The sequence below is a fragment of the Shinella sedimenti genome (genome assembly GCF_022601905.1).
In the GTDB taxonomy this organism is placed as follows: domain Bacteria; phylum Pseudomonadota; class Alphaproteobacteria; order Rhizobiales; family Rhizobiaceae; genus Shinella; species Shinella sedimenti.
Map to the genome: position 1 here is coordinate 452,921 of NZ_JAKVIN010000003.1, position 20,492 is coordinate 473,412.

Genomic DNA, 20,492 nt, shown 5'->3' on the forward strand with positions numbered 1-20,492 from the left:
GTGGTTAATGAAACGCTAACGAACGTCAAAACGCTTCCTCCCGTGCAGTCCGAAACGGGTCTTGCCCCTTATGCTCGGCTCGCGTAAATCTTCGCGGCACTTGCAGGCTGGAGCTGCGGATGCGGCGGAGACCTTTCGATGAACCTCACCAACCTCATCCTCAATACCGACAGCTACAAGCTTAGCCATTACCTGCAATATCCGCCGGAAACGCGCGCGATCTCCTCCTATGTCGAGGCCCGCGGTCATTCGGACAATGCGGAAGTGGTGTTCTTCGGCCTGCAGATGTTCCTGAAGGAGTATCTCGCCAAACCGGTGACGATGCAGGATGTGAACGAGGCCGAGGAAATCGTCCTCGCGCACGGCCTGCCGTTCAATCGCGAGGGCTGGACCCATATCGTCAACCGCCATGGCGGCTACCTGCCGCTACTGATCGAGGCGCTGCCGGAGGGCACCATGGTTCGCCGCGGCGTGCCCGTCGTGCAGGTGGTGAACACCGATCCCGTCTGCCACTGGCTGACATCCTATATCGAGACCGCGCTGCTGCGCGCCATCTGGTATCCTAGCACGGTCGCCTCGAACTCCCGCAAGGTGAAGCAGATCATCCGGCCAATCTTGGAAAAGACCTGCGACGATCCCGATTCCGTCCTGCCTTTCCGCCTGCACGATTTCGGTGCGCGTGGCACGACGAGCCTTGAGCAGGCCGGCATTGGCGGTGCCGCGCATCTCGTGAACTTCATGGGCACGGATACGGTGACCGGCGTTCTCTATGCGCGCCGTTATTATGGTGCCCAGATGGCGGGTTTTTCCATTCCCGCCTCGGAACATTCCACCATGACCTCCTGGGGCCAGGACCGCGAGGCGGATGCCTACGCCAACATGATCGACAAGTTCGGCGCCAAGGGCCTCTATGCCGTGGTCTCCGACAGCTACGACATCAACAATGCCGTTGCGGAGATCTGGGGCAAGCAGTTGAAGGAGCGGGTGCAGACCGCCGGCGGCACGCTCGTCGTGCGTCCCGACAGCGGCGATCCAGTGGAAACGCCCGTGCAGGTGGTGCGCCAGCTTGCCTATGCCTTCGGCACGCATCTGAACGGCAAGGGCTACAAGGTCCTCGACAACAGCGTGCGCGTCATCCAGGGCGACGGCATTTCGTCGCCCGATATCGCGCTCATCCTCGGTCGGCTGGAGGCCTTCGGCTTCTCGGCCGAGAACATCGCGTTCGGCATGGGGGCGGGGCTGCTCCAGCGCGTGAACCGCGACACCTATTCCTTCGCCATGAAGGCCAATGCCCGGCAGGATACCGCCGGCGTCTGGCACGATGTCTACAAGCGCCCGGCAACCATGAACCTCAAGGCCTCGAAGGCGGGCCGGCAAGCGGTGGTGGAAAGCTATATCGGGCTGGAAGCCGCGCGCGTCGATCAGCTCGCCGGCCGTCCCAACATGCTTCAGCCGGTGTGGCGTGACGGCGAACTCCTGCGGGACTGGACCTTTGATGAGGTTCGCGCCCGCGCCGTCTGATCCCTTGCATCCAGGCGACAGCCGCTCCATCTTTTCCCCATGACGGGAGATACAAGATGACGGTTCGTCCGCCGCAGGCACTTGCCCCTTCCTTCACCAAGGAAACGGGCCTCAATATCCTTGAATACGAGATGATGTCGGAACGGGCGGATTCGCTTGGCCGGCACGGGCTGAAAGTCGAGAAGGCGCTGGCGCTGCTTTCCGGGCGTCTCGCCGCCGGATGCCCGGCGGAAGAGCGTGAGGTTCTGCTCGACGATGCCGCCGACAAGGTCTGGGCGTTCTTCATTCAGCGGGAAATGTGCGGCCTGCGCAGCCAGAAGGATGCGATCCGTCGCTACGGTATCCCACCGGAGGTCATCGCCCGGCTGGGAATCGTGCGGAAGAAGGCTTGAGCCTCAGGCAACCAACTGGCGCGTGATCAGGTCGTAAATGCCGTTGTCGTCGACGCGCAGTGCGAAGATTTCCTTTTTGGCGTCTTCCCGTTCGGCTTTCTCAACGTTGCCGGCGGCATCAAGGTTTCGTACCGCGTCTTCCGTCGTATCGACCTGGTCGCCTGTGCGCTCCGAAGAGGAGGCGTTCGAGGGCGCCGCCGCCTTTTCAGCTCCGTCGTTCGCCTGCGCACCGGCGGCCAGAAGCTGGATCGTGTCGAGGGCGTCTGCCGCCGCGCTGCCCGGCTTCTTCGTCTCGGAGGTCGGTTTCGTCGCATCCGCTTGGGCGCGACCGATGGCGTCCTGAAGGTCTCTGACATCGTCGAGCTTTTCGCCGGCTTCCAGCGAGCGGATGGTCTCTTCCCGCTCCTTGCGGACCTCCGCATCCTCGACACGGGTCGTGTCGGGCCGCACCCGTTCGAATTTCAGCTCCTCGATGGACTTTGGGTCGGCGGTGTCCTCCAGACGCGCGAGAACTTTGCGCATCTCGGGCGTAAGGGACTTCTCATCCTGCGCCTTTTGCGCAAGTGCATCCTTCACGCGCTGGGCTTCGGTGCCGTAGGGGTTACGGATGGCGGCGATGAGATCGGTGGCCTTGAGGCCGAGGTCATCGAGGCCGCTCTTCTGCTCGAGCGACGAAACGGTCTCCGGCAGCTCGCCGCGCTGGCGCGTCAGGAGGTTGGAGAGGCGCTGCTCGAAATCTGCATCCGGCTCATCGTCGCCCTGCGAAACACCCGCTGCAGCCGCGAGGCGGGCGACGAGGTTTGCGGCAGTATCGTCCGCATTTCCCTTCATCGCCAGTTGCACGGCCGACAGGCTCGTGCCGAGGGCGGTGAGCGTTACATTCTGGTTGCTGCCCTTGGCCGGAAGAGAAATGTTTCCGATCAGGGCCAGCTGGTCGCTGAGGCGCTGGGCGAATTGCCGGCCCGTCTCGCTGTCGCCCTGGCTGATGCCCAGCATGGCGCTGAAGCGGGAGACGAGCTTGGCGAGCGTATCCTGGCCACGGGCATTGCTGCCGAAGAAGTGCTCGTTGATGCGCGTATTGGCCTGTCGCGCCGTATCGTCGGAGCCGACTTGCGCCTGCTGGCGTTTCAGGACGTCGTCATCCTTGCGCCCGCTCGCCTTCTCGGCTTCCTCGCGCCGACGCTCCTCGAGCGTATCGGCGATCGATTGCATGGCCGATACGGCGGCGCCTGCATGCGCGCTCTGCAACGGTGTCAACATGTCAGCCTCCAGTCTCCTGGAGGATAGACCGGCCTCGTTAACCAGCCGTTAAGCCTGCAGCGCCTGATTCCGCAGGCTTTTGCCCGCCGAAAGGGCTCAGCTATGCGCGAAAATGTCGGTCTCTTCCCAGCCGAGCAGATCCAGCTTGGCGCGGGTGGGCAGGAAGGTGAAGCAGGCCTCGGCATGGGCAAGCCGCCCGTCACGCACGAGACGGGCATTCAGCTTGTCACGCAACGCATGGAGATGCAGCACATCCGAGGCGGCATATTCGAGCTGCGCGGGCGAGAGCGTCTCCGCAGCCCAGTCTGAAGACTGCTGCTGCTTGGAAATGTCGACATCGAGCATTTCCTTGAGATTGTCCTTCAGGCCGTGACGGTCCGTATAGGTCCGCGTCAGGCGCGAGGCGATCTTGGTGCAGAAGACAGGTGTGGTGGTTACGCCGAACGTGTGGAACAGCACCGCGATGTCGAAGCGGCCATAGTGGAAGATCTTCTGGCGGGACGGATCGGCCAGCATGGCGACGAGGTTGGGCGCATCCTTCTGGCCGGCGGCGATGCGGATGACATCGGCCGTACCGTCGCCGGGAGAAAGCTGCACGACGCAAAGACGGTCACGGCGCGGGATGAGGCCGAGCGTCTCCGTATCGATGGCGATGGCGCCGGTATAGCGCGCGGCGTCTGCCGCCGAAATGTCGCCTTCATGATACCGGATTGTACTTGCCATGAAAAATCCCATCTATGTCTTAGCTGTCGGATAATCCGCAGGCCTATAGCGCAAGTTGCCGGCCGGCGGTATTACTTTATGGATTGCGAAAGGCCGGCTTTGCCGGGAAGACGATGAAGATACGTGCCGCTCTCCTTCTTGTTTCCATCCTGGCACCCGTGCCGGCAGTTCAGGCGCAGGTTTTCAAGGACCTCCCCGGGGTCGTCGCGAGCGACGCGACGCAAGCCTATAGCGGAAAGTCTCCGGTGGTCTGCGAGCAGCAGGTCGATGTGCCGTCCAGCGGTAGCAATCGCTGGCTGCCGCGGGACGTTTATGTCTGTGAAAAGAACGGCATTTCGTCGACCAGCACGGCGCTGCCGCCATCCAGCATCCGTGCGCTGCGCGGCCTCGGCTACTAGTCGCCGCTCTCCGGTTCTCGTGCTACCACTCGGTTGGAACGATCCGGAGGAATCATGACCGACAACAGCCTGCCATTGGTGATCAGCGCGCCCGAGCCGCGCACGCTTGACCTTATCTTCACACCTGCAGCGCGCGCCGAACTGCATCGAACCTACCGTGTCGTGGAGGCCGATCCCGATCATATTGCCGGGCTCGGCGACGATGTGCTCGCACAGGCACGCTATATCGTCGGCCAGCCGCCGCTGTCGGCCGAGACGCTGGCACGCATGCCGGCACTGCGCGCGATCCTCAATGTCGAGAGCAATCTCATCAACAACATGCCCTACGAGGTTCTGTTCGCGCGCGGTATCCATGTCGTGACGACGGGGCAGGTCTTTGCCGAGCCGGTCGCCGAGCTCGGTCTTGCCATGGCGCTGAACCTTGGGCGCGGCGTAATCGATGCCGATCTGGATTTCCGTGAGGGCCGTGAACTGTGGGGCGGGGAGGGCAACGCTTCGGCCCGTCTTCTGTCGGGCTCGGAGATCGGCATCGTCGGTTTCGGCGATCTCGGGCGTGCGCTGAACCGCGTGCTTTCCGGCTTCCGCGCCAGGATCCGCGTGTTCGATCCCTGGCTACCGCCGTCCTTGCTCAGGGAAGCGGGCACCGAGCCGGCATCGCTTTCGGACGTCCTCACCATGAGCGACTTTGTCTTCGTCGTCGCGTCGGTGACCAGCGACAACAAGGGTTTTCTGGGCGCGGATGCTTTTGCCTCGATGCGCAGGGGCGCAGCCTTCATCCTGCTCAGCCGGGCGGATGTGGTGGACTTCCCGGCGCTGATGAATGCCGTCGGTTCCGGGCATATCGTGGCGGCAAGCGATGTTTATCCCGAGGAGCCCTTGCCGCTCGACCATCCGGTACGCCGTCTCAAGGGTTTCGTGCGCTCCGCCCACCGGGCCGGCGCGCTCGACGTTGCCTTCAAGAAGATGGGCGACATGGTGCTGGAGGACATGGCGCTGATGGATCGCGGCCTGCCGCCGATGCGCTGCAAGCGTGCCGAGCGCGAAACCGTATCGCGCATGCGCTCCAAACCGGTGAGCGTCAACTGATGCAAAAGGCCGTGGCGGTCTCCCGCCACGGCCTTCCTGTCTCGGATGGCGGAATCAGGCCCGCTTGATCACCTTGATCAGCACGAGCAGCACTACCGCACCGATCGTTGCGTGGAGGATGGCGGCGAGAATGCCGCTGCCGAGGCTGACGCCGATGGCAGGAAAGAGGAAGCCGGCGATGAAGGCGCCGACGATGCCGACGACGATATTACCGACTAGGCCAAAGCCGAAGCCCGACACGATAAGGCCTGCGAGCCAGCCGGCGATGGCGCCGACGATGAGAAAAACGAGAATGCTTTCGATGCCCATGATGTGCTCCCTATGACAGTTGAAGTCTGTCGGGACTGAATCTGGCAGCCTCCACAAGGAAAGCAAGGGCTCGCAGCAGAATATCGACGCTCAGAAAACCCGTACTTTCCCAGGCGCGCGGGTCGCGTCGATATCGATCAGAAGATAGACTGCCGCAAGCGTGGTTGCTGCGATCAGAGTGGCGCCCAGCCCCAGAACAATCATTGCCCGTTCCTTCTGACATCATTGCCAGTTGAGGACTTTCTGTATGCGCGCGGGCTTGTGCGGGGCTGGCGTCGCATAAAGCCATGTTAATTTTAGCAAAGCCAGAAGATGCCAATGAACTATTAACCTTCAGGCAAGGAATTAACCATAAACATGGCTCTACACGTCGGAATGGGAAAAATCGCCTTTTCTCACCCAGGCATGATGCCGAACCGTCGTACCGGGTCTGAGCCGGTATTCGAGTTTCACCGAATTTGATCATGGATCGACGAGCGGCATGCTCGTGCGCCGGATTCCGGTAGCACGCCGCCGTGTGGCCAAGGCCCGCGGGCCGGCCTTCTCCCCATGTGAAAGTTCAGACGGCCGCCCGAAACGGCAGCCGGGCATTGTTGGTTTGGAGCGGATTGGTGCAGGAAATGCCGGCAGAACAGGCTCGAACGGGACAGGCAGCCAGCCTGCGCGACCGTTTGCGCTTTGCCGGGATGGAAACCGACCATGGCGACACGCTGCGTCGCCACCGCCAGACGCTCGAGCGCCACGTCGAAACCGCGCTCCGCGACCTCTTCCAGCGTTTCCAGACATTCCCCGATGCCGCCAGGCATTTCCAGAGCGAGCGCCAGATCGATCGCCTTCACGACCTGCAGAGCGCGCACTGGAACGTGCTGACCGACGCGCGCTTCGATGGGCTCTATGCCGAGCGGGTCAAGGTTCTCTCCGACACCGAAAGCCAGATGGGCCTCGACCCGCGCTGGCGCATCGCCGGTCATGCGGTCGTCATGGAGACGGTCGTCAACGGCCTGATCGAGCAATACTGGCCGAAGTCCATCCTGCCCGGCGCCGGTAAGGCCCGCCGCAAGGAACTCTCCGAGCTCGTTTCGGCCTTCCTGCGCACCGCGATGATCGATGCCGAAATCGGTGTCTCACTGCGCTTCAACGAATTGCGCCATTCCCACCACAAGGCACTCGCCGAGCAGCGCCGCGAAGACCGCGCCGAACTCGACCGGGTCTTCGGTGATACGATCCGTGGCCTGTCGGAACTGGATTTTTCGGGCCGTGTTACGGGTGAGATGCCCGACGCCTGGCGCGACATGGCGGAGACGCTGAACGGAGCCCTCGGCGAAATCCAAGCACATCTTTCCTCGGCCGCCGATCGCGCCGCTGAGGGTGATCGTCTTGTCGGCACGCTTGCCAGCGGCGCACATGCGCTTTCCATCCGCTCGGGCGAGCAGTCGGCCACTTTGCTGGAGACGGCAAACGCGCTTGGCAGCATCGTCGAACGCGTCCGCCAGACGCTTGCCGAAACCCGCAAGGCGCAGTCCGCGGCGCTGGCGACGCAGGATTCGGTCACCCAGAGCGGCAGCATCGTCGGCGAGGCCATGTCTGCCATGGCCGATATCGAGGCGTCTGCCGAGAAGATCGGCCAGATCATCGGCGTGATCGATGAGATCGCCTTCCAGACTAACCTTCTCGCCCTCAATGCCGGCATCGAGGCCGCGCGTGCCGGAGACAGCGGCCGCGGCTTTGCCGTGGTGGCGCAGGAAGTGCGCGCGCTCGCCCAGCGCTCCGCCGACGCCGCGCGCGAGATCAAGCACCTGGTGACGGGCACGAAGGCGCAGGTCGAGGCGGGCGTGGAGCACGTCCACCGCACCCAGGATGCCATCGGCAGCATCGTTCGCCAGGTCGAGGGCATCAATGCGGCGATTACCGGGATCGTGCGCGAAAGCGCGGTCGACGCCGAGGGGCTGGAAGGTGTGGCCGCCGGCATTGATCGTGCAGGCCGTGCGCTCGAAACCGACGCCGGTGACGCTGGCCGCGTCGGCGCCATGGGCGGCGACCTCAACACGGTCATCCTCGAACTCGGTCGCACGATCCGCGCTTTCCGTGTCGCAGCGCCCCGCGAGGAGCGCGCTGAACGTTCGGCGACCATGGCATCGCGCCCCGTTGCGAGGGATATCCAGGCACCAGCCGCACCGCTCGACCTGCTGACGGCGCGGGCTGTCGGCCATGGAGGTTGAGATGACGAGCAGGCGTCCCCGTCACTGGTTCTCCACGGCGCGCAGCCGGTCCTCGGAGGAAAATCAGCCGCCCGCACCGCGCAACACAATCTCGGTTTCGCTCAGACGCAGACAAGGAACACCCTAATGGCGAGCAAGAAAGCCGCTCAGAAAAGTCTAAGCCTTGCCCCGGTCCTCGATCTCAACGAGGCGACGGCGCTGCATGCGCAGCTCATGGGCCTCAAGGGCGGCCCCCTCGTTATCGACGCTTCGGCGGTCGAGCGCGTCGGTGCGCTCTGCGCGCAGGTCCTCATGGCCGGCGCGAAGAGCTGGGAAGAAGACAAGCAGCCGTTCACCTTCGCCAAGGTGTCCGAGCCGTTCATGAAAACCATGCAGCTTATCGGCGTGAATATTGATCACTTGCTGGCACAGGAGGCTAGGCAATGAAGAAGAAAGTGCTGACCGTGGATGATTCCCGGACAATCCGGAACATGCTTCTCGTTACGCTCAACAATGCGGGCTTCGAGACCATCCAGGCCGAAGACGGTGTCGAGGGCCTTGAGGTTCTGGAGACCTCCAATCCCGATGTCATCGTGACCGACATCAACATGCCGCGCCTCGATGGCTTCGGCTTCATCGAGGGCGTTCGCCGCAACGAGAAGTTCCGCGCGATCCCGATCCTCGTCCTGACGACGGAAAGCGATGCGGAGAAGAAGAACCGCGCACGCCAGGCCGGCGCTACGGGCTGGATCGTCAAGCCGTTCGACCCGACCAAGCTGATCGATGCAATCGAGCGCGTAACCGCCTAATTCACGAAGTCCGGGATTCCTGCCGATGGATATGAACGAAATCAAAGAGATCTTCTTCCAGGAGTGCGAAGAGCAACTCGCGGAATTGGAATCCGGGCTTTTGAAGCTGAATGACGGTGACCGCGATCCCGAAACGGTCAACGCCGTTTTCCGCGCGGTCCATTCGATCAAGGGCGGCGCGGGCGCCTTCGGCCTCGACGATCTCGTCTCGTTTGCCCATGTGTTCGAGACGACACTGGATTGCGTTCGATCCAATAAGCTGGAACCGACCCAGGATGTCCTGAAGGTCATGCTGAAATCCGCCGACGTGCTGGCGGACCTGACAAATGCCGCCCGTGACGGCGGCAGTGTCGATGAAGCGCGCAGCCGCACGCTCATCCGTGAACTGGAGGCGCTCGCCCATGGCGAGACGCATGCCGCAGAACCTGCGGCACCGAAGCCGGTCGCTGCCGCGCCCAAGCCGGCCGAACCGGCACCCGTCGTTGCAAAGCCCGAAGTCAATGACGAGGGCTTCCAGCCAATCCCGTTCTCCTTCGGCGATTTCGACGAGGAGCCGGCTGCGAAATACGTCCCGACCTGCCAGATCGTTTTCAGGCCCAATCGGGAACTGTATGCCAAGGGCAACGAAGCTGTCCTTTTGCTGCGCGATCTCTCCCGCCTCGGCGAGATGAGCGTCTATTGCGACATGGACAGGTTGCCGCCGCTGGACAAGATGAACCCGGAGGAAGCCTATTTCTCCTGGAAAATGTCCGTCACCACCGACAAGGGCGAGGACGGCGTGCGCTCCGTCTTCGAATTTGCCGAATGGGATTGCGAGCTCGACGTCCGCACCATCGAGGAAGAAGTCACGGGTGAGGCGGCTGACGATGACGAGCCGCCCATGCAGGCCGTTCCTTTCGATCTCTCGTTGCTTGAGGACGGCCCGGCCGTGAGCGGCGACGAAGAACCGGTTGTAAGCGAAAGCGACGCGACGGCTGCCATCGCCGCTGCCGACACCGCCAGCAAGGTCGCGCAGGTCGCCAGCCGCGCCGCAGAGAACGCCAAGGCAGCCGCAGCTGCTACGGCCGCGCAGGCAAGCCAGGCATCCGCTGCCGGTCAGACCATCCGCGTTGACCTCGATCGCGTCGATCGCCTGATCAACCTCGTCGGCGAGCTGGTGATCAACCAGGCCATGCTTTCGCAGAGCGTCGTCGAGAATGACAACAACGGCGTCACATCCATCAATATGGGCCTCGAGGAGCTGCAGCAGCTCACCCGCGAGATCCAGGATTCGGTGATGGCGATCCGTGCGCAGCCGGTAAAGCCGGTCTTCCAGCGCATGGCCCGCACCGTGCGCGAAATCGCCGATATCACCGGCAAGTCCGTCCGCCTCATCACCGAGGGCGAGAACACCGAAGTCGACAAGACCGTCATCGACAAGCTCGCCGAGCCGCTGACGCACATGATCCGCAACGCGGTCGACCATGGCCTGGAAATGCCGGAGAAGCGCGAGGCGCTCGGCAAGAACCCCGAAGGCACGGTCCGCCTGACCGCAAAGCACCGCTCGGGCCGCATCGTCATTGAACTTGCCGACGACGGCGCTGGCATCAACCGCGAGAAGGTGCGCCAGAAGGCGATCGACAACGACCTGATCGCGGCCGATGCGAACCTGTCCGACGAGGAAATCGACAACCTGATCTTCCACGCCGGCTTTTCCACCGCCGACAAGGTGTCGGACCTCTCGGGCCGCGGCGTCGGCATGGACGTGGTCAAGCGCTCGATCCAAGCGCTCGGCGGCCGCATTTCCATCTCGTCCAAGCCCGGCCAGGGTTCGGTCTTCACCATGAGCCTGCCGCTGACGCTCGCCGTGCTTGATGGCATGGTGGTTACGGTGGCCGGCCAGACGCTGGTCGTTCCACTGACGGCCATCGTCGAGACGCTGCAGCCGGAAGCCTCCGCCATTCATTCGTTCGGCGCCTCGCAGCGGCTCATCTCGATCCGCAATTCGTTCTGCCCGCTGGTGGATGTCGGGCGGATCCTCAACTTCCGCGCCACGCAGGCCAACCCGATCGAGGGTGTCGCCCTGCTCGTGGAATCGGAAGGCGGCGGCCAGCGCGCCCTCATGGTCGATGCGATCCAGGGGCAGCGTCAGGTCGTCATCAAGAGCCTGGAGGCCAACTACACCCACGTTCCGGGCATCGCCGCAGCGACCATCCTGGGCGACGGGCGCGTGGCGCTCATCCTGGATGTCGACGCCGTTGTCGCCGCTTCGCGCGGCCAGCCCCTGCGCCAAGACATCTCGCTTGCTGCCACCGGTTAAGAAGCCATGACGTACGCGGTCAAGAATCTCATCGACGGGCATGAACTGATCGCCTTTAGGATCGGCGACCAGGAATTCTGCGTGAACATCATGTCGGTGCGGGAAATCCGTGGATGGACCCCGGCGACGCGGATGCCGCACGCGCCGCCGCATGTGCTTGGCGTAATCAACCTTCGTGGCGCGGTGCTGCCCATCATCGACATGTCGCAGCGTCTCGGCATGAAGCGCACAGAGCCGACCGTTCGCCATGTCATCATCGTCGCGCAGGTCGGTCCGGCGACGGTGGGGCTGCTCGTCGATGCGGTCTCGGACATCCTGACCATTACGGACGAAAACATCCAGCCCACGCCCGACATTGCGAACGAGACGGAGAAGGCCTACGCGCGCGGCATTCTCGCGATCGAAGGCCGCATGATCTGCCTCATCGATCTAGGCGTCCTATTCCCGCATATCGAAAGTGAAGCCGCATGACCTATTCTCCGGCCATCGATACAAGACAATCTCCGGACGAATGTCTCGCAAGCGGCGAGTACCCGCTGACGCGTCGCGACCTCTCAGAGATCGCCGCGATGATCTATGCGGATGCCGGCATCTATCTCAACGAGACGAAGGCCTCGCTCGTCTATTCGCGCCTGTCGAAGCATATCCGCCAGCTCGGCCTCAAGGGATTCAGGGAGTATTGCGCGCTTGTGTCCTCTCCGGAGGGCGCCGGGCCGCGCAAGGAGATGCTGTCGCATCTGACGACGAACTTCACCCGTTTCTTCCGCGAGAACCATCATTTCGAGCATCTTCGCAGCGATGTGCTGCCGGAGCTTCTTGCCCGTGCCCGTAACGGTGGCCGCGTGCGCATCTGGTCGGCGGCCTGCTCGGACGGGCAGGAGCCCTATTCGATCGCACTCACGGTTCTTTCGCTGATGCCGAATGCGGCGGATTACGATTTCCGCATCCTGGCAACCGATATCGACCCGAAGATCCTGGCGATCGCCCGCGCCGGCGCCTATGACGCGACGGCTCTTGAAACCATCGAGCCCGCGATGCGCAAGCAGTTTTTCCGCGAGACCGAGGTCGCCGGCCGCCAGAAATGGCAGATCGACGACCGTGTGAAGCGCCTCATCACGTTCAACGAACTGAACCTGATGGCCCAGTGGCCGTTCAAGGGGCCATTCGACGTGATCTTCTGCCGCAACGTCGTCATATATTTCGACGAGCCGACGCAGGTGCGGATCTGGTCCCGTTTCGCCGATATGCTCGCCGACAACGGCCACCTCTACATCGGTCATTCCGAGCGCGTTTCGGGCGACGCGAAGGGCCAGTTCGACAATATCGGCATCACGACCTACCGATACACGGGCAAGAACAGGGGGAGGGGCGCATGACGGCACCCGCACGCGTACTTGTCGTCGACGATTCACCGACCATGCGCGGCCTGATCACGGCCGTGCTCAATGCCGATCCCGACGTCACCGTCATCGGCCAGGCCAGCGATGCGATGGAAGCCCGCAACGCGATCAAGCAGCTCGATCCCGATGTCGTGACACTCGACATCGAGATGCCGAACATGAACGGGCTGGAGTTTCTCGACAAGATCATGAAGCTTCGCCCCATGCCGGTGATCATGGTCTCTACCCTGACCCATCGCGGCGCCGAAGCCTCGTTGATGGCGCTGGAGATCGGCGCGTTCGATTGTGTCGGCAAGCCGCAGCCGGGCGAGGTTCGTCCCTTCGGTGACCTCGCCGAGAAGGTGAAGGCCGCGGCCCGTTCTCAGCGCCGTCTGCGTACCGATCCGCCGCCGGTGGCGCCGGTCGCGGCGAATGCGGCCCTGAGCACCTATCGGCCCGGGCGCAAGATCATCGCCATCGGTGCGTCGACGGGCGGCGTCGAGGCGCTGATCACGGTTTTGCAGAAGTTTCCGGTGAACTGCCCGCCGACCGTGATCACCCAGCACATGCCATCGACCTTCACCAAGAGTTTCGCGGACCGCCTGAACAGGCTCTGCGCGCCCGTCGTGCAGGAAGCGACGGATGGTGCGCGGCTGGAAATCGGGAAGATCTACCTCGCGCCCGGTGGCGAGCGTCACCTGCAGGTCGTCAATCCGCATGCACCCTGTTGCCGCCTGGTGGACCGCGATCCCGTCAATGGCCACCGTCCGTCGGTGGATGTGCTGTTCGATTCCGTTGCGGAACTCGCCGGCCGCAACGCTGTCGGCGCCATTCTCACCGGCATGGGCCGGGACGGCGCGGCGGGACTTTTGAAGATGCGCCACGCCGGGGCGCGGACCATCGGCCAGAATGAGAAAACCTGCGTGGTTTATGGAATGCCCAGGGTCGCTTTCGAGCTGGGCGCCGTGGAACACCAATTTCCACTCTCCTCCATCGGCGAGGAAATCCTGAAGATCACTGCCGCCATAGAGAAGGAAGCGAACAATGTCTCTCGCTGAAAAAATAAAAGTACTGATCGTCGATGATCAGGTGACCAGCCGTCTGCTTCTGGGCGATGCCCTGCAGCAGCTCGGCTTCAAGCAGATCACGGCGGCCGGCGACGGTGCGCAGGGCATGGCAATCATGACCCAGCAGCCACACCATCTCGTCATCTCCGACTTCAACATGCCGAAGATGGACGGGATCGAGTTCCTTCAGGCAGTGCGGTCCAACCCCACCACCAAGAAGGCGGCTTTCATCATCCTCACCGCGCAGGGCGACCGCGCGCTGGTGCAGAAGGCGGCCGCGCTCGGTGCGAACAACGTTCTGGCCAAGCCGTTCACCATCGAAAAGATGAAGGCGGCGATCGAAGCCGTGTTCGGGGCATTGAAATGATATCAGATGCCGCGGCCCGCCGCGTCCACGTTATCCAGGGCGAATACAAGGTCGTCAACGATCCGAATGTGGTGTTGACCACCATCCTCGGTTCGTGCGTGGCCGCCTGCATGCGTGACCCGGTCATTGGTGTCGGCGGCATGAATCACTTCCTGCTGCCGGGCTCCGCCGGGGCGCTCGCCTCGGGCGGCGATGCGACACGCTACGGCGTCCACCTGATGGAGCTGCTGATCAACGGCCTGCTCAAGCAGGGCGCAAGACGTGATCGGCTGGAAGCGAAGATATTCGGCGGGGCGAGGACGATCGCGCGCTTCTCGAATGTCGGGGAACAGAACGCCCTCTTCGCGCGGCAGTTCCTGACGGATGAAGGCATCAAGATCGTTGGCGAAAGTACGGGTGGCGAATACGGCCGAAAGTTGGAATACTGGCCTTCGACGGGCCGTGCCCGGCAATATGCGCTGACGGGCGTGGAGACGCAGAAGACGGTGGCGCTGGAACAGCGGCCCGTGCCCGTGGCCAAGCCGGCGGAAAGCTCGATCGAATTCTTCTGAGCGGCAGGGAAGCCGCAAGGAAATGCAAGTGTTACGTGAATTGCGTACCGGCAGGGGCAACAGCGCCGCCGGGCGTCGTACGGGAGAAGGGTCCCTCATGAATGCCGAGTATTTGACGACAGCGAGCGCCATGGAGGAAGCCCTTCCTGATGTCCTCATGCGCATCGTTTCCGAGCTGCACGATGTCGCCTACCTGATCGAGCGCATTGAGCCGCAGCTCGCCGCGGTGCATGGCGAGGCCTCCGGTGACAATGCGGAGCGTATGATGGTTTTGCAGGGCCTCGACCTTGCGGTCCAGAAGACGCGGGGGCTGGCGGAATTCATCGATACGATCACCGGCAGCATACCCGGCGGCTGGATCGTCGACGTCACGACGGCTCTCAATCTCGTGAAGCTTGCCGATATGCAGAAGGCGCTGAGCAATGGAAACCGGCACGGACACTCTCAGCCGCTCGGCAAGGCTGTCGGGGATTTCGAAGCCTTCTGATTGATCTGACACGGGAAATTTCGAACAGCAACGGCGCCGAAAGGCGCCGTTTTTCATTTGTCCAAACACTTCGCATGCGCAGCACCGCCATGTTCGCGCAAGTTTCGCCGTCTAGTCTCCACCTCGGATCAGTCAGGTCCGCGTATTCCATGGGGCAGACCGGCGTGCGGAAATGCCGGTCCCGTTCCACGTGATTGAAAATGCGTCTGAACGCGCCGGAATGTTGTCCGGCAGGCAGGCGACTAGTCCGTGCGGGAACAGAATGAATCTGTTGGAACAGTTGACGAAAGTCTACAAGAACCTGGCGTCGCTGGGGCAGGCGAAACTCGCGATGCTCGCAGGAGCCGCGGTGGTCTCGATCGGCCTTGTGCTCGCCGCCGGTATCCTTGTGAACAAGCCCGCTTACGAGACGCTTTATGTCGGTCTGGAAAAGTCCGATGTGAACCAGATCAGCATGGCTCTCGCCGAGGCAAGCATTGATTTCAACACGGGAACGGACGGCGCCAGCATCGCGGTTCCCGTCGGCCAGACCGGCAAGGCCCGGCTCTATCTCGCCGAACGCGGCCTGCCGAGCAGTGCCAATTCCGGTTACGAACTCTTCGACAAGGTCGGTTCTCTCGGCCTCACCTCCTTCATGCAGGAGGTGACACGCGTTCGTGCCCTTGAGGGCGAAATCGCCCGCACCATCCAGCAGATCAGCGGCATCGCCGCAGCCCGCGTCCATATCGTTATGCCGGAGCGCGGCAACTTCCGCAAAGCCGACCAGGTTCCCACCGCTTCCGTCATGATCCGCGCCAGCGCGCAGGCCGGCCGTGAATCGGCGGCCGCGATCCGCCATCTTGTTGCAGCCTCCGTTCCGGGCCTCGAAGTGGACGGTGTGACGATTCTCGATTCTGCCGGCCAACTCCTCGCGTCCGGCGACGACCCGGAAAAAGGCATGCTCAATCGCTCGCTGACGGCCGTCCAGACGGTACAGAGCGAGATGGAGCGCAATATCGAGAAGGCGCTCGCGCCCTTCCTCGGCATGGACAATTTCCGCGCCAGCGTCACCGCCGCACTCAATACAGATACCCAGCAGATCCAGGAAACGGTCTACGATCCGGAATCGCGCGTCGAGCGCTCCATCCGCGTGACACGTGAAAGCCAGAAGTCCAGCCAGCAGGCCACCAACAAGGCCGCGACCGTCGAGCAGAACATTCCGCAGGGCGGCCCGCAGGGCAATGGCGACGGTCCGCAATCAAGCGACGAGGCCGACAAGAAGGAAGAGCAGACCAACTACGAGATCAACAGCAAGACGGTCGCTACCGTGCGCAATGGCGTGGCGGTCGAGAAGCTGTCCGTCGCCGTGGTCGTCAACCGCGCCCGCATCGCCGCGATGGTCGGCGAGCCCGCAGACCAGGCGAAGATCGACGCCTATCTCGCAGACATGCAGAAGATCGTCTCCTCGGCGGCAGGCCTCAATACCGAGCGTGGCGACGTCGTGACCATCACGGCGATGGAATTCCTCGATCACCAGTTGCTGAACGATGCGGTGCCGGGCCCGGGCGTCATGGAAGTTCTGACGCGCAATCTCGGCGGCATCATCAATGCACTTGCCTTCGTCGGCGTGGCCTTCCTGGTCGTATGGTTCGGCCTGCGCCCGGCGGTCCGCTCCGTAACGGGGGGCGGTGCTGGAGCCAATGCGCTGGAAAGCGACGCGGCCGGTCTCGAACTGCCGGACTTCTCTCCCGCTTCCGGTATCGGTGGCCCCGGGGCCACCCTCATGGATGGCTTCGGCGCAGACTTCGGCTTCGACAGCACCGACGACCTGCTCAATGCGGGGGACGACAGCGAGGGCACCTTCAACCGCCGCGTCAAGGAAGGCCCGGAACGTCGCCTCAGCCGCATGGTCGAGATCAGCGAAGAGCGCGCCGCGAAAATCCTGCGCAAGTGGTCCGCAGAAAAAGAAGCCGCCTGACCGCCCATAACCTGAAAACGCCAATGAGAGCGCGGCCCCAAGCGGGTCGCGTTCTGCGTTTCCGTACCGGCATTTGTGTGATTTTTGACGTCTGACTGTTGCTTCACGGCAACATCTTTGGCGTCTATTCGGCAGGATTTCCTACCTGAATGCGCCCTTTTTGCGACGACATCATTCACGGACGCGTGAATGCGTAAAAAAGTTTTCCGCTGACGCTATGACTGTCGCCGTCTCGTCGTTGCCGTCGATCATTAAATTAGAGTTCCATGAAATATTAACGACGACGACACGCTGAAAATAGTGAATGGTTAACAAACGGTTAACCGGATAGCTCATTACATTTGATGCGGATTCGATAAAAGCAAATCACCTGCGCACTGGCGATTCACAGAAGGCGGCAAAAGTAAATCCCGAGAAGAGGGCCATGGTCTTTGAAGGAGGTCGATGTACACTTTAGTTACTGATTCGCTTGGTGATTCCCGTCGATGCGGCCTGGTCGAAAAACAGATTCGGACGGTTCCGAACCTGTGACGATCCGGAGGCGGGGCCCTCCAATCTGAATCGGAACAGGGGGCTATCATGGAAACGATGCGGTCGGATGCAGCGGCCTGGGAATCTTATGGATTCTCCGCCGAATCAGGTGAGCGTAAGAGTGCGCGTGAAATTCTTCTTCAGGAACTTGGGCGCTGTGCGGATTCCGCCGGCCTTTCGCCCGGGCTGAAGGCATTAACCGATTACGTCAGCGCGTCGCATTATCTTCTCGTTCGGCACGACGCCTCGCCCGAAGCAGGCCTTGATGTCGTCGTTGCGTCCGACTGGCCTTTCGACATGGTGCGCGGCATCGCCCGGACGGTGGGTGCCTCCCAGTCCCGGATGAGCGAGCTGGAGAAGTGTTTTTCCCTCCTCAAGCCATGCTTCCATCATCTGGCGGACAACGTGGCGGTGCCAATGGGCGTCAGCCGTGAATACTGCGTCATCGCATTTCATGTCGGCCGGGTGCGCATGTCGCTCCTTCTCCTCTTTCCCGAGCATTTCATTCTTTCCCAGAGCAAGTTGCGCGACGTCGGTATCATGACCGGCTATTTCGCGAGTGTCTGCTGCGAGGGCGCTATCCTCCGGCAGGATCGGGAGATGGAGCTGACAGATCGGGAGATCGAGTGCCTCTACTGGATCGCGGAGGGCAAGACGAGCGGTGAGATCGCCGTGATTCTCGGCATCTCGCGCAACACGATCAACAACTACATCACCAGCGTCATGCGCAAGACGGCGACGAAGACACGGTCAGAGGCAATTGCCTGGGCCGTTCGTCACAGCCTGGTGTGAGGAGGAGCGTCATGGAAATCCAGCTTTCCGCCCCGCTTATCTCCGAAGCCGAAATCCGTCTGGCCCGGCCGCCGAAATCCGTGCGAGCAGCCGATTTCGTGTCCCGCCTTCAGGTGATGCAGACGGTGCTGGGCGCAGAGCATTTCGCCGTGCTGCGCCTGTCGGGCCAGGGCCTGCCCACCGCACGCAAGTTCACGCTGGCGCTGCACAACTGGGCCCAGGACGTGGACCGCAAGGCAGACCAGCTGCTGGGCGCCTACGATGCGGCGATGCTGGCGCATCTCGAGGCCTCCATGCTGCCCCTCATCTGGGAAGGCGCCGGCGGTAACCAGTTCGCTGTGGCGGGGGCCGAGCTCTTCACCACGCGCCTGCCTGCCGGCGTGCTGCCGTGGTCGGGCATCGCCTTTCCCGTCAGGCTCGGTGCGCAGGGGAATGGATATGTCGTCTTCATCGGCAACTTCATCGCACCGTCCGGTGACCTAACGGTGGACCTGCACATGCAGAGCTGCCAGATCCTGATCGACATGCTGGCGGCTGACGAGAAGAAGCTCACGCCCGCGGAAGCCTTGAGCGAACGCGAGATCGCTTGCCTCCAGATGGCGGGTGATGGCTGCATTTCCGAAGTGATCGCCGAGAAGATGGGCCTTTCCGTGCACACGGTGAACGCCTATCTCGGCACGGCGACGACGAAGCTGGACGCGGTCAACCGCATCCAGGCCATCGCGAAGGCCATTCGGCTCGGCTACATCACCTGATGATGCCAAGGTGACCATGCATCCGCATGGTCTCGGCAGTGCCGTGGTGTTTAGTGGGCGTGATGAGACGCCGCTTCGCCCTTCACGTAGCGCGCTTCCTGCAGGCTCCTGCGCAGGAACGCCGTGTTGTCATCAGGGTCGGCGGCCGGATCGGTGAACGCAACATGCGTGACCTCGACGCCGGCGACATCCTTCTGAAGCATCAGGCGCGCATAGACCGTCACGCCCTGAGGGCGGATTTCCATGTCCAGCGTCACTTCCGGCTCCGTATCCCAGTCAAGACGATAGTCGCCGCCCGCGCCGAAATTGATCGTGCCGGGCAGGAAGTAGAGTTCGGCGGCCGAAGAGACCAGATCGGCCAGGTTCCCGTAGCACTCGAAACGCAACAATGACACGAGATCGGCAGCATCGAGCAGTCTGAGCTCAGTGGCGACCGGGCAGATTGCTTCGGCAACAATCTTCTCGCGTTCTGCGGAATAGGTGCATTTTCTCATCGGATTTAATTTACCCGTCTGGTCTGGGGCGAAGCTGCATAAACCCGGTGAATCAGCTCCGCCACTGCTTTGTAGAACACCGGCGGAATGACACTATCCACCGAGACTTGCGCAAACATTGAGCGTGCGAGCGGCGGATCTTCGAAAACGGGTATGCCATTCTCCTCCGCAATCTCGCGGATCTTGAGGGCGATGAGGTCCTGACCCTTGGCCACAACGACCGGCGCCTCGCCTTCTTCCCTCACATATCGCAGCGCAACGGCGAAGTGAGTCGGGTTGGCGATGACGAGTGTGGCGCGCGGGACAGCGGTGATCATGCGCCGGCGGATGCGGTCGCGCTGGATGGATCGCATGCGGGCCTTGACGATCGGGTCGCCCTGCGCCTGCTTCATTTCCTCCTTCACTTCCTGTTTCGTCATCATCAGCTCGGTGAACCAGTGATGGCGCGTCCAGGCAAAGTCGATGCCGGCAATAATGGCGGTCGCAAAGAGGATGATCAGGAGAACCTTGTTGACGTCCGTGCCCATCATGTAGAGCAGGGTGGCCGGCTCGGAGAACATCGTGTCGAGAGAAGAGAAGTAGTTGGTCTGCATCATGATGCCGACGACCAGCGACACGAGCAGGATCTTGATCAGCGACTTGGCGAATTCGACAAGTCCCTGCTTGCCGAAGAGGCGGGTAAGCCCCTTGATCGGGCTCAGCCGGTTCATCTGCGGCCGCACTCGCTCGAGAACGGGGCTCGGCAGGTTCTGGAAGACCGAGGACGCAACGCCGAAGAACATCATCATGATGAGGATGGGCATCAGAAGGCCCGCCGCTTCCCAGCCGAGATGGCGGAAAATGGCGATGACATCGGTGCCGGACTTGAGATTCCAGGCTTCCGGCTGTTCGAAGAAGTCCCGCAGCGTCTCGTTCATCCGCGCCACGCCGCCCGGCAGGAAGAAGACCAGATAGACGTAGATGGCGAGCGTCGAAGCGAAGATCGTGACCTCGCGGGAGAAAGGCGTATTGCCCTTCTCCATGGCATCGCGAATCTTCTTCTCGGTCGGAAGCTCTGTTTTGCTGTCCTTGTCGTCGTCGTCAGCCACGTTGCGCGCTCCGGCTTGATCCGCCTGCC

General features: G+C 62.3%; 22 protein-coding genes. 17 read left to right on the forward strand and 5 right to left on the reverse strand.

Annotated elements, in window-relative coordinates:
• The first annotated feature begins 138 nt into the window (after window positions 1–138).
• Both MKI86_RS09590 and MKI86_RS09595 read left to right on the forward strand, forming a co-directional pair.
• Window positions 139–1,521: a nicotinate phosphoribosyltransferase gene (locus tag MKI86_RS09590; RefSeq protein ID WP_241600326.1), complete on the forward strand. Its 1,383-nt coding sequence runs from the start codon at window positions 139–141 to the stop codon at window positions 1,519–1,521.
• A gap of 56 nt (window positions 1,522–1,577) precedes the next feature.
• The gene (locus MKI86_RS09595; RefSeq protein ID WP_241600328.1) at window positions 1,578–1,913 is read left to right on the forward strand and encodes a DUF6665 family protein; all 336 of its coding nucleotides are present in this window, start codon (window positions 1,578–1,580) and stop codon (window positions 1,911–1,913) included.
• A 3-nt stretch (window positions 1,914–1,916) separates the two neighbouring features.
• Here MKI86_RS09595 and MKI86_RS09600 read toward each other — a convergent pair whose 3' ends face one another.
• The gene (locus MKI86_RS09600; protein ID WP_241600330.1) at window positions 1,917–3,173 is read right to left on the reverse strand and encodes a hypothetical protein; all 1,257 of its coding nucleotides are present in this window, start codon (window positions 3,171–3,173) and stop codon (window positions 1,917–1,919) included.
• Between the two features lie 96 nt (window positions 3,174–3,269).
• Window positions 3,270–3,896 carry a ribonuclease D gene (locus tag MKI86_RS09605; protein WP_241600332.1) on the reverse strand — a complete coding sequence of 209 codons (627 nt, stop codon included), beginning with the start codon at window positions 3,894–3,896 and terminating at the stop codon, window positions 3,270–3,272.
• A 113-nt stretch (window positions 3,897–4,009) separates the two neighbouring features.
• On the opposite strand from MKI86_RS09605, the gene MKI86_RS09610 reads away from it, so the two are divergent.
• Window positions 4,010–4,294, forward strand: coding sequence for a hypothetical protein (locus MKI86_RS09610; RefSeq protein WP_241600334.1), 285 nt, complete (start codon window positions 4,010–4,012; stop codon window positions 4,292–4,294).
• 54 nt (window positions 4,295–4,348) lie between these two features.
• Entirely contained in the window at window positions 4,349–5,380 is a 1,032-nt protein-coding gene (locus tag MKI86_RS09615) for a hydroxyacid dehydrogenase (protein WP_241600336.1), read from the forward strand.
• Between the two features lie 54 nt (window positions 5,381–5,434).
• Here the strand turns inward: MKI86_RS09615 and MKI86_RS09620 are convergent, their stop codons facing one another.
• Entirely contained in the window at window positions 5,435–5,689 is a 255-nt protein-coding gene (locus MKI86_RS09620) for a GlsB/YeaQ/YmgE family stress response membrane protein (RefSeq protein ID WP_241600338.1), read from the reverse strand.
• A 620-nt stretch (window positions 5,690–6,309) separates the two neighbouring features.
• On the opposite strand from MKI86_RS09620, the gene MKI86_RS09625 reads away from it, so the two are divergent.
• The 13 genes from MKI86_RS09625 (at window position 6,310) to visR (ending at window position 18,881) form a co-directional block, all read left to right on the forward strand.
• Window positions 6,310–7,908, forward strand: a complete 1,599-nt coding sequence (locus tag MKI86_RS09625) for a globin-coupled sensor protein (protein ID WP_241600724.1) — start codon at window positions 6,310–6,312, stop codon at window positions 7,906–7,908.
• Between the two features lie 126 nt (window positions 7,909–8,034).
• The gene (locus tag MKI86_RS09630; protein WP_134649657.1) at window positions 8,035–8,334 is read left to right on the forward strand and encodes an STAS domain-containing protein; all 300 of its coding nucleotides are present in this window, start codon (window positions 8,035–8,037) and stop codon (window positions 8,332–8,334) included.
• The gene (gene cheY1 / locus MKI86_RS09635) at window positions 8,331–8,696 is read left to right on the forward strand and encodes a chemotaxis response regulator CheY1 (protein WP_134649658.1); all 366 of its coding nucleotides are present in this window, start codon (window positions 8,331–8,333) and stop codon (window positions 8,694–8,696) included. Before MKI86_RS09630 ends, cheY1 begins: the two co-directional genes overlap by 4 nt.
• 25 nt (window positions 8,697–8,721) lie before the next feature.
• The gene (locus MKI86_RS09640) at window positions 8,722–10,995 is read left to right on the forward strand and encodes a chemotaxis protein CheA (RefSeq protein WP_241600341.1); all 2,274 of its coding nucleotides are present in this window, start codon (window positions 8,722–8,724) and stop codon (window positions 10,993–10,995) included.
• Between the two features lie 6 nt (window positions 10,996–11,001).
• Entirely contained in the window at window positions 11,002–11,466 is a 465-nt protein-coding gene (locus tag MKI86_RS09645; protein WP_241600343.1) for a chemotaxis protein CheW, read from the forward strand.
• Entirely contained in the window at window positions 11,463–12,371 is a 909-nt protein-coding gene (gene cheR / locus MKI86_RS09650; RefSeq protein WP_241600345.1) for a protein-glutamate O-methyltransferase, read from the forward strand. Before MKI86_RS09645 ends, cheR begins: the two co-directional genes overlap by 4 nt.
• Window positions 12,368–13,432, forward strand: a complete 1,065-nt coding sequence (gene cheB / locus MKI86_RS09655; protein WP_241600347.1) for a protein-glutamate O-methylesterase CheB — start codon at window positions 12,368–12,370, stop codon at window positions 13,430–13,432. The genes cheR and cheB overlap by 4 nt, the downstream gene beginning before the upstream one ends.
• Window positions 13,419–13,808 carry a response regulator gene (locus tag MKI86_RS09660; RefSeq protein ID WP_134649663.1) on the forward strand — a complete coding sequence of 130 codons (390 nt, stop codon included), beginning with the start codon at window positions 13,419–13,421 and terminating at the stop codon, window positions 13,806–13,808. The genes cheB and MKI86_RS09660 overlap by 14 nt, the downstream gene beginning before the upstream one ends.
• Complete coding sequence (gene cheD, locus MKI86_RS09665) at window positions 13,805–14,359, forward strand: chemoreceptor glutamine deamidase CheD (RefSeq protein ID WP_241600350.1); 555 nt, start codon at window positions 13,805–13,807, stop codon at window positions 14,357–14,359. Before MKI86_RS09660 ends, cheD begins: the two co-directional genes overlap by 4 nt.
• 97 nt (window positions 14,360–14,456) lie before the next feature.
• The gene (cheT, locus tag MKI86_RS09670; RefSeq protein WP_241600351.1) at window positions 14,457–14,846 is read left to right on the forward strand and encodes a chemotaxis protein CheT; all 390 of its coding nucleotides are present in this window, start codon (window positions 14,457–14,459) and stop codon (window positions 14,844–14,846) included.
• A 262-nt stretch (window positions 14,847–15,108) separates the two neighbouring features.
• Window positions 15,109–16,803 (forward strand): flagellar basal-body MS-ring/collar protein FliF, encoded by a 1,695-nt coding sequence (gene fliF / locus MKI86_RS09675; protein ID WP_241600359.1) that lies wholly within the window; start codon window positions 15,109–15,111, stop codon window positions 16,801–16,803.
• Between the two features lie 579 nt (window positions 16,804–17,382).
• Window positions 17,383–18,126, forward strand: a complete 744-nt coding sequence (gene visN, locus MKI86_RS09680; RefSeq protein WP_241600361.1) for a transcriptional regulator VisN — start codon at window positions 17,383–17,385, stop codon at window positions 18,124–18,126.
• An 11-nt stretch (window positions 18,127–18,137) separates the two neighbouring features.
• Entirely contained in the window at window positions 18,138–18,881 is a 744-nt protein-coding gene (gene visR / locus MKI86_RS09685) for a transcriptional regulator VisR (RefSeq protein WP_241600364.1), read from the forward strand.
• Between the two features lie 50 nt (window positions 18,882–18,931).
• Here the strand turns inward: visR and MKI86_RS09690 are convergent, their stop codons facing one another.
• Both MKI86_RS09690 and flhB read right to left on the reverse strand, forming a co-directional pair.
• On the reverse strand, window positions 18,932–19,375 hold the full coding sequence (locus MKI86_RS09690; RefSeq protein WP_241600366.1) for a BspJ family T4SS effector nucleomodulin: 444 nt from the start codon (window positions 19,373–19,375) through the stop codon (window positions 18,932–18,934).
• Between the two features lie 5 nt (window positions 19,376–19,380).
• Entirely contained in the window at window positions 19,381–20,463 is a 1,083-nt protein-coding gene (flhB, locus tag MKI86_RS09695; RefSeq protein WP_241600377.1) for a flagellar biosynthesis protein FlhB, read from the reverse strand.
• Between the last annotated feature and the right edge of the window lie 29 nt (window positions 20,464–20,492).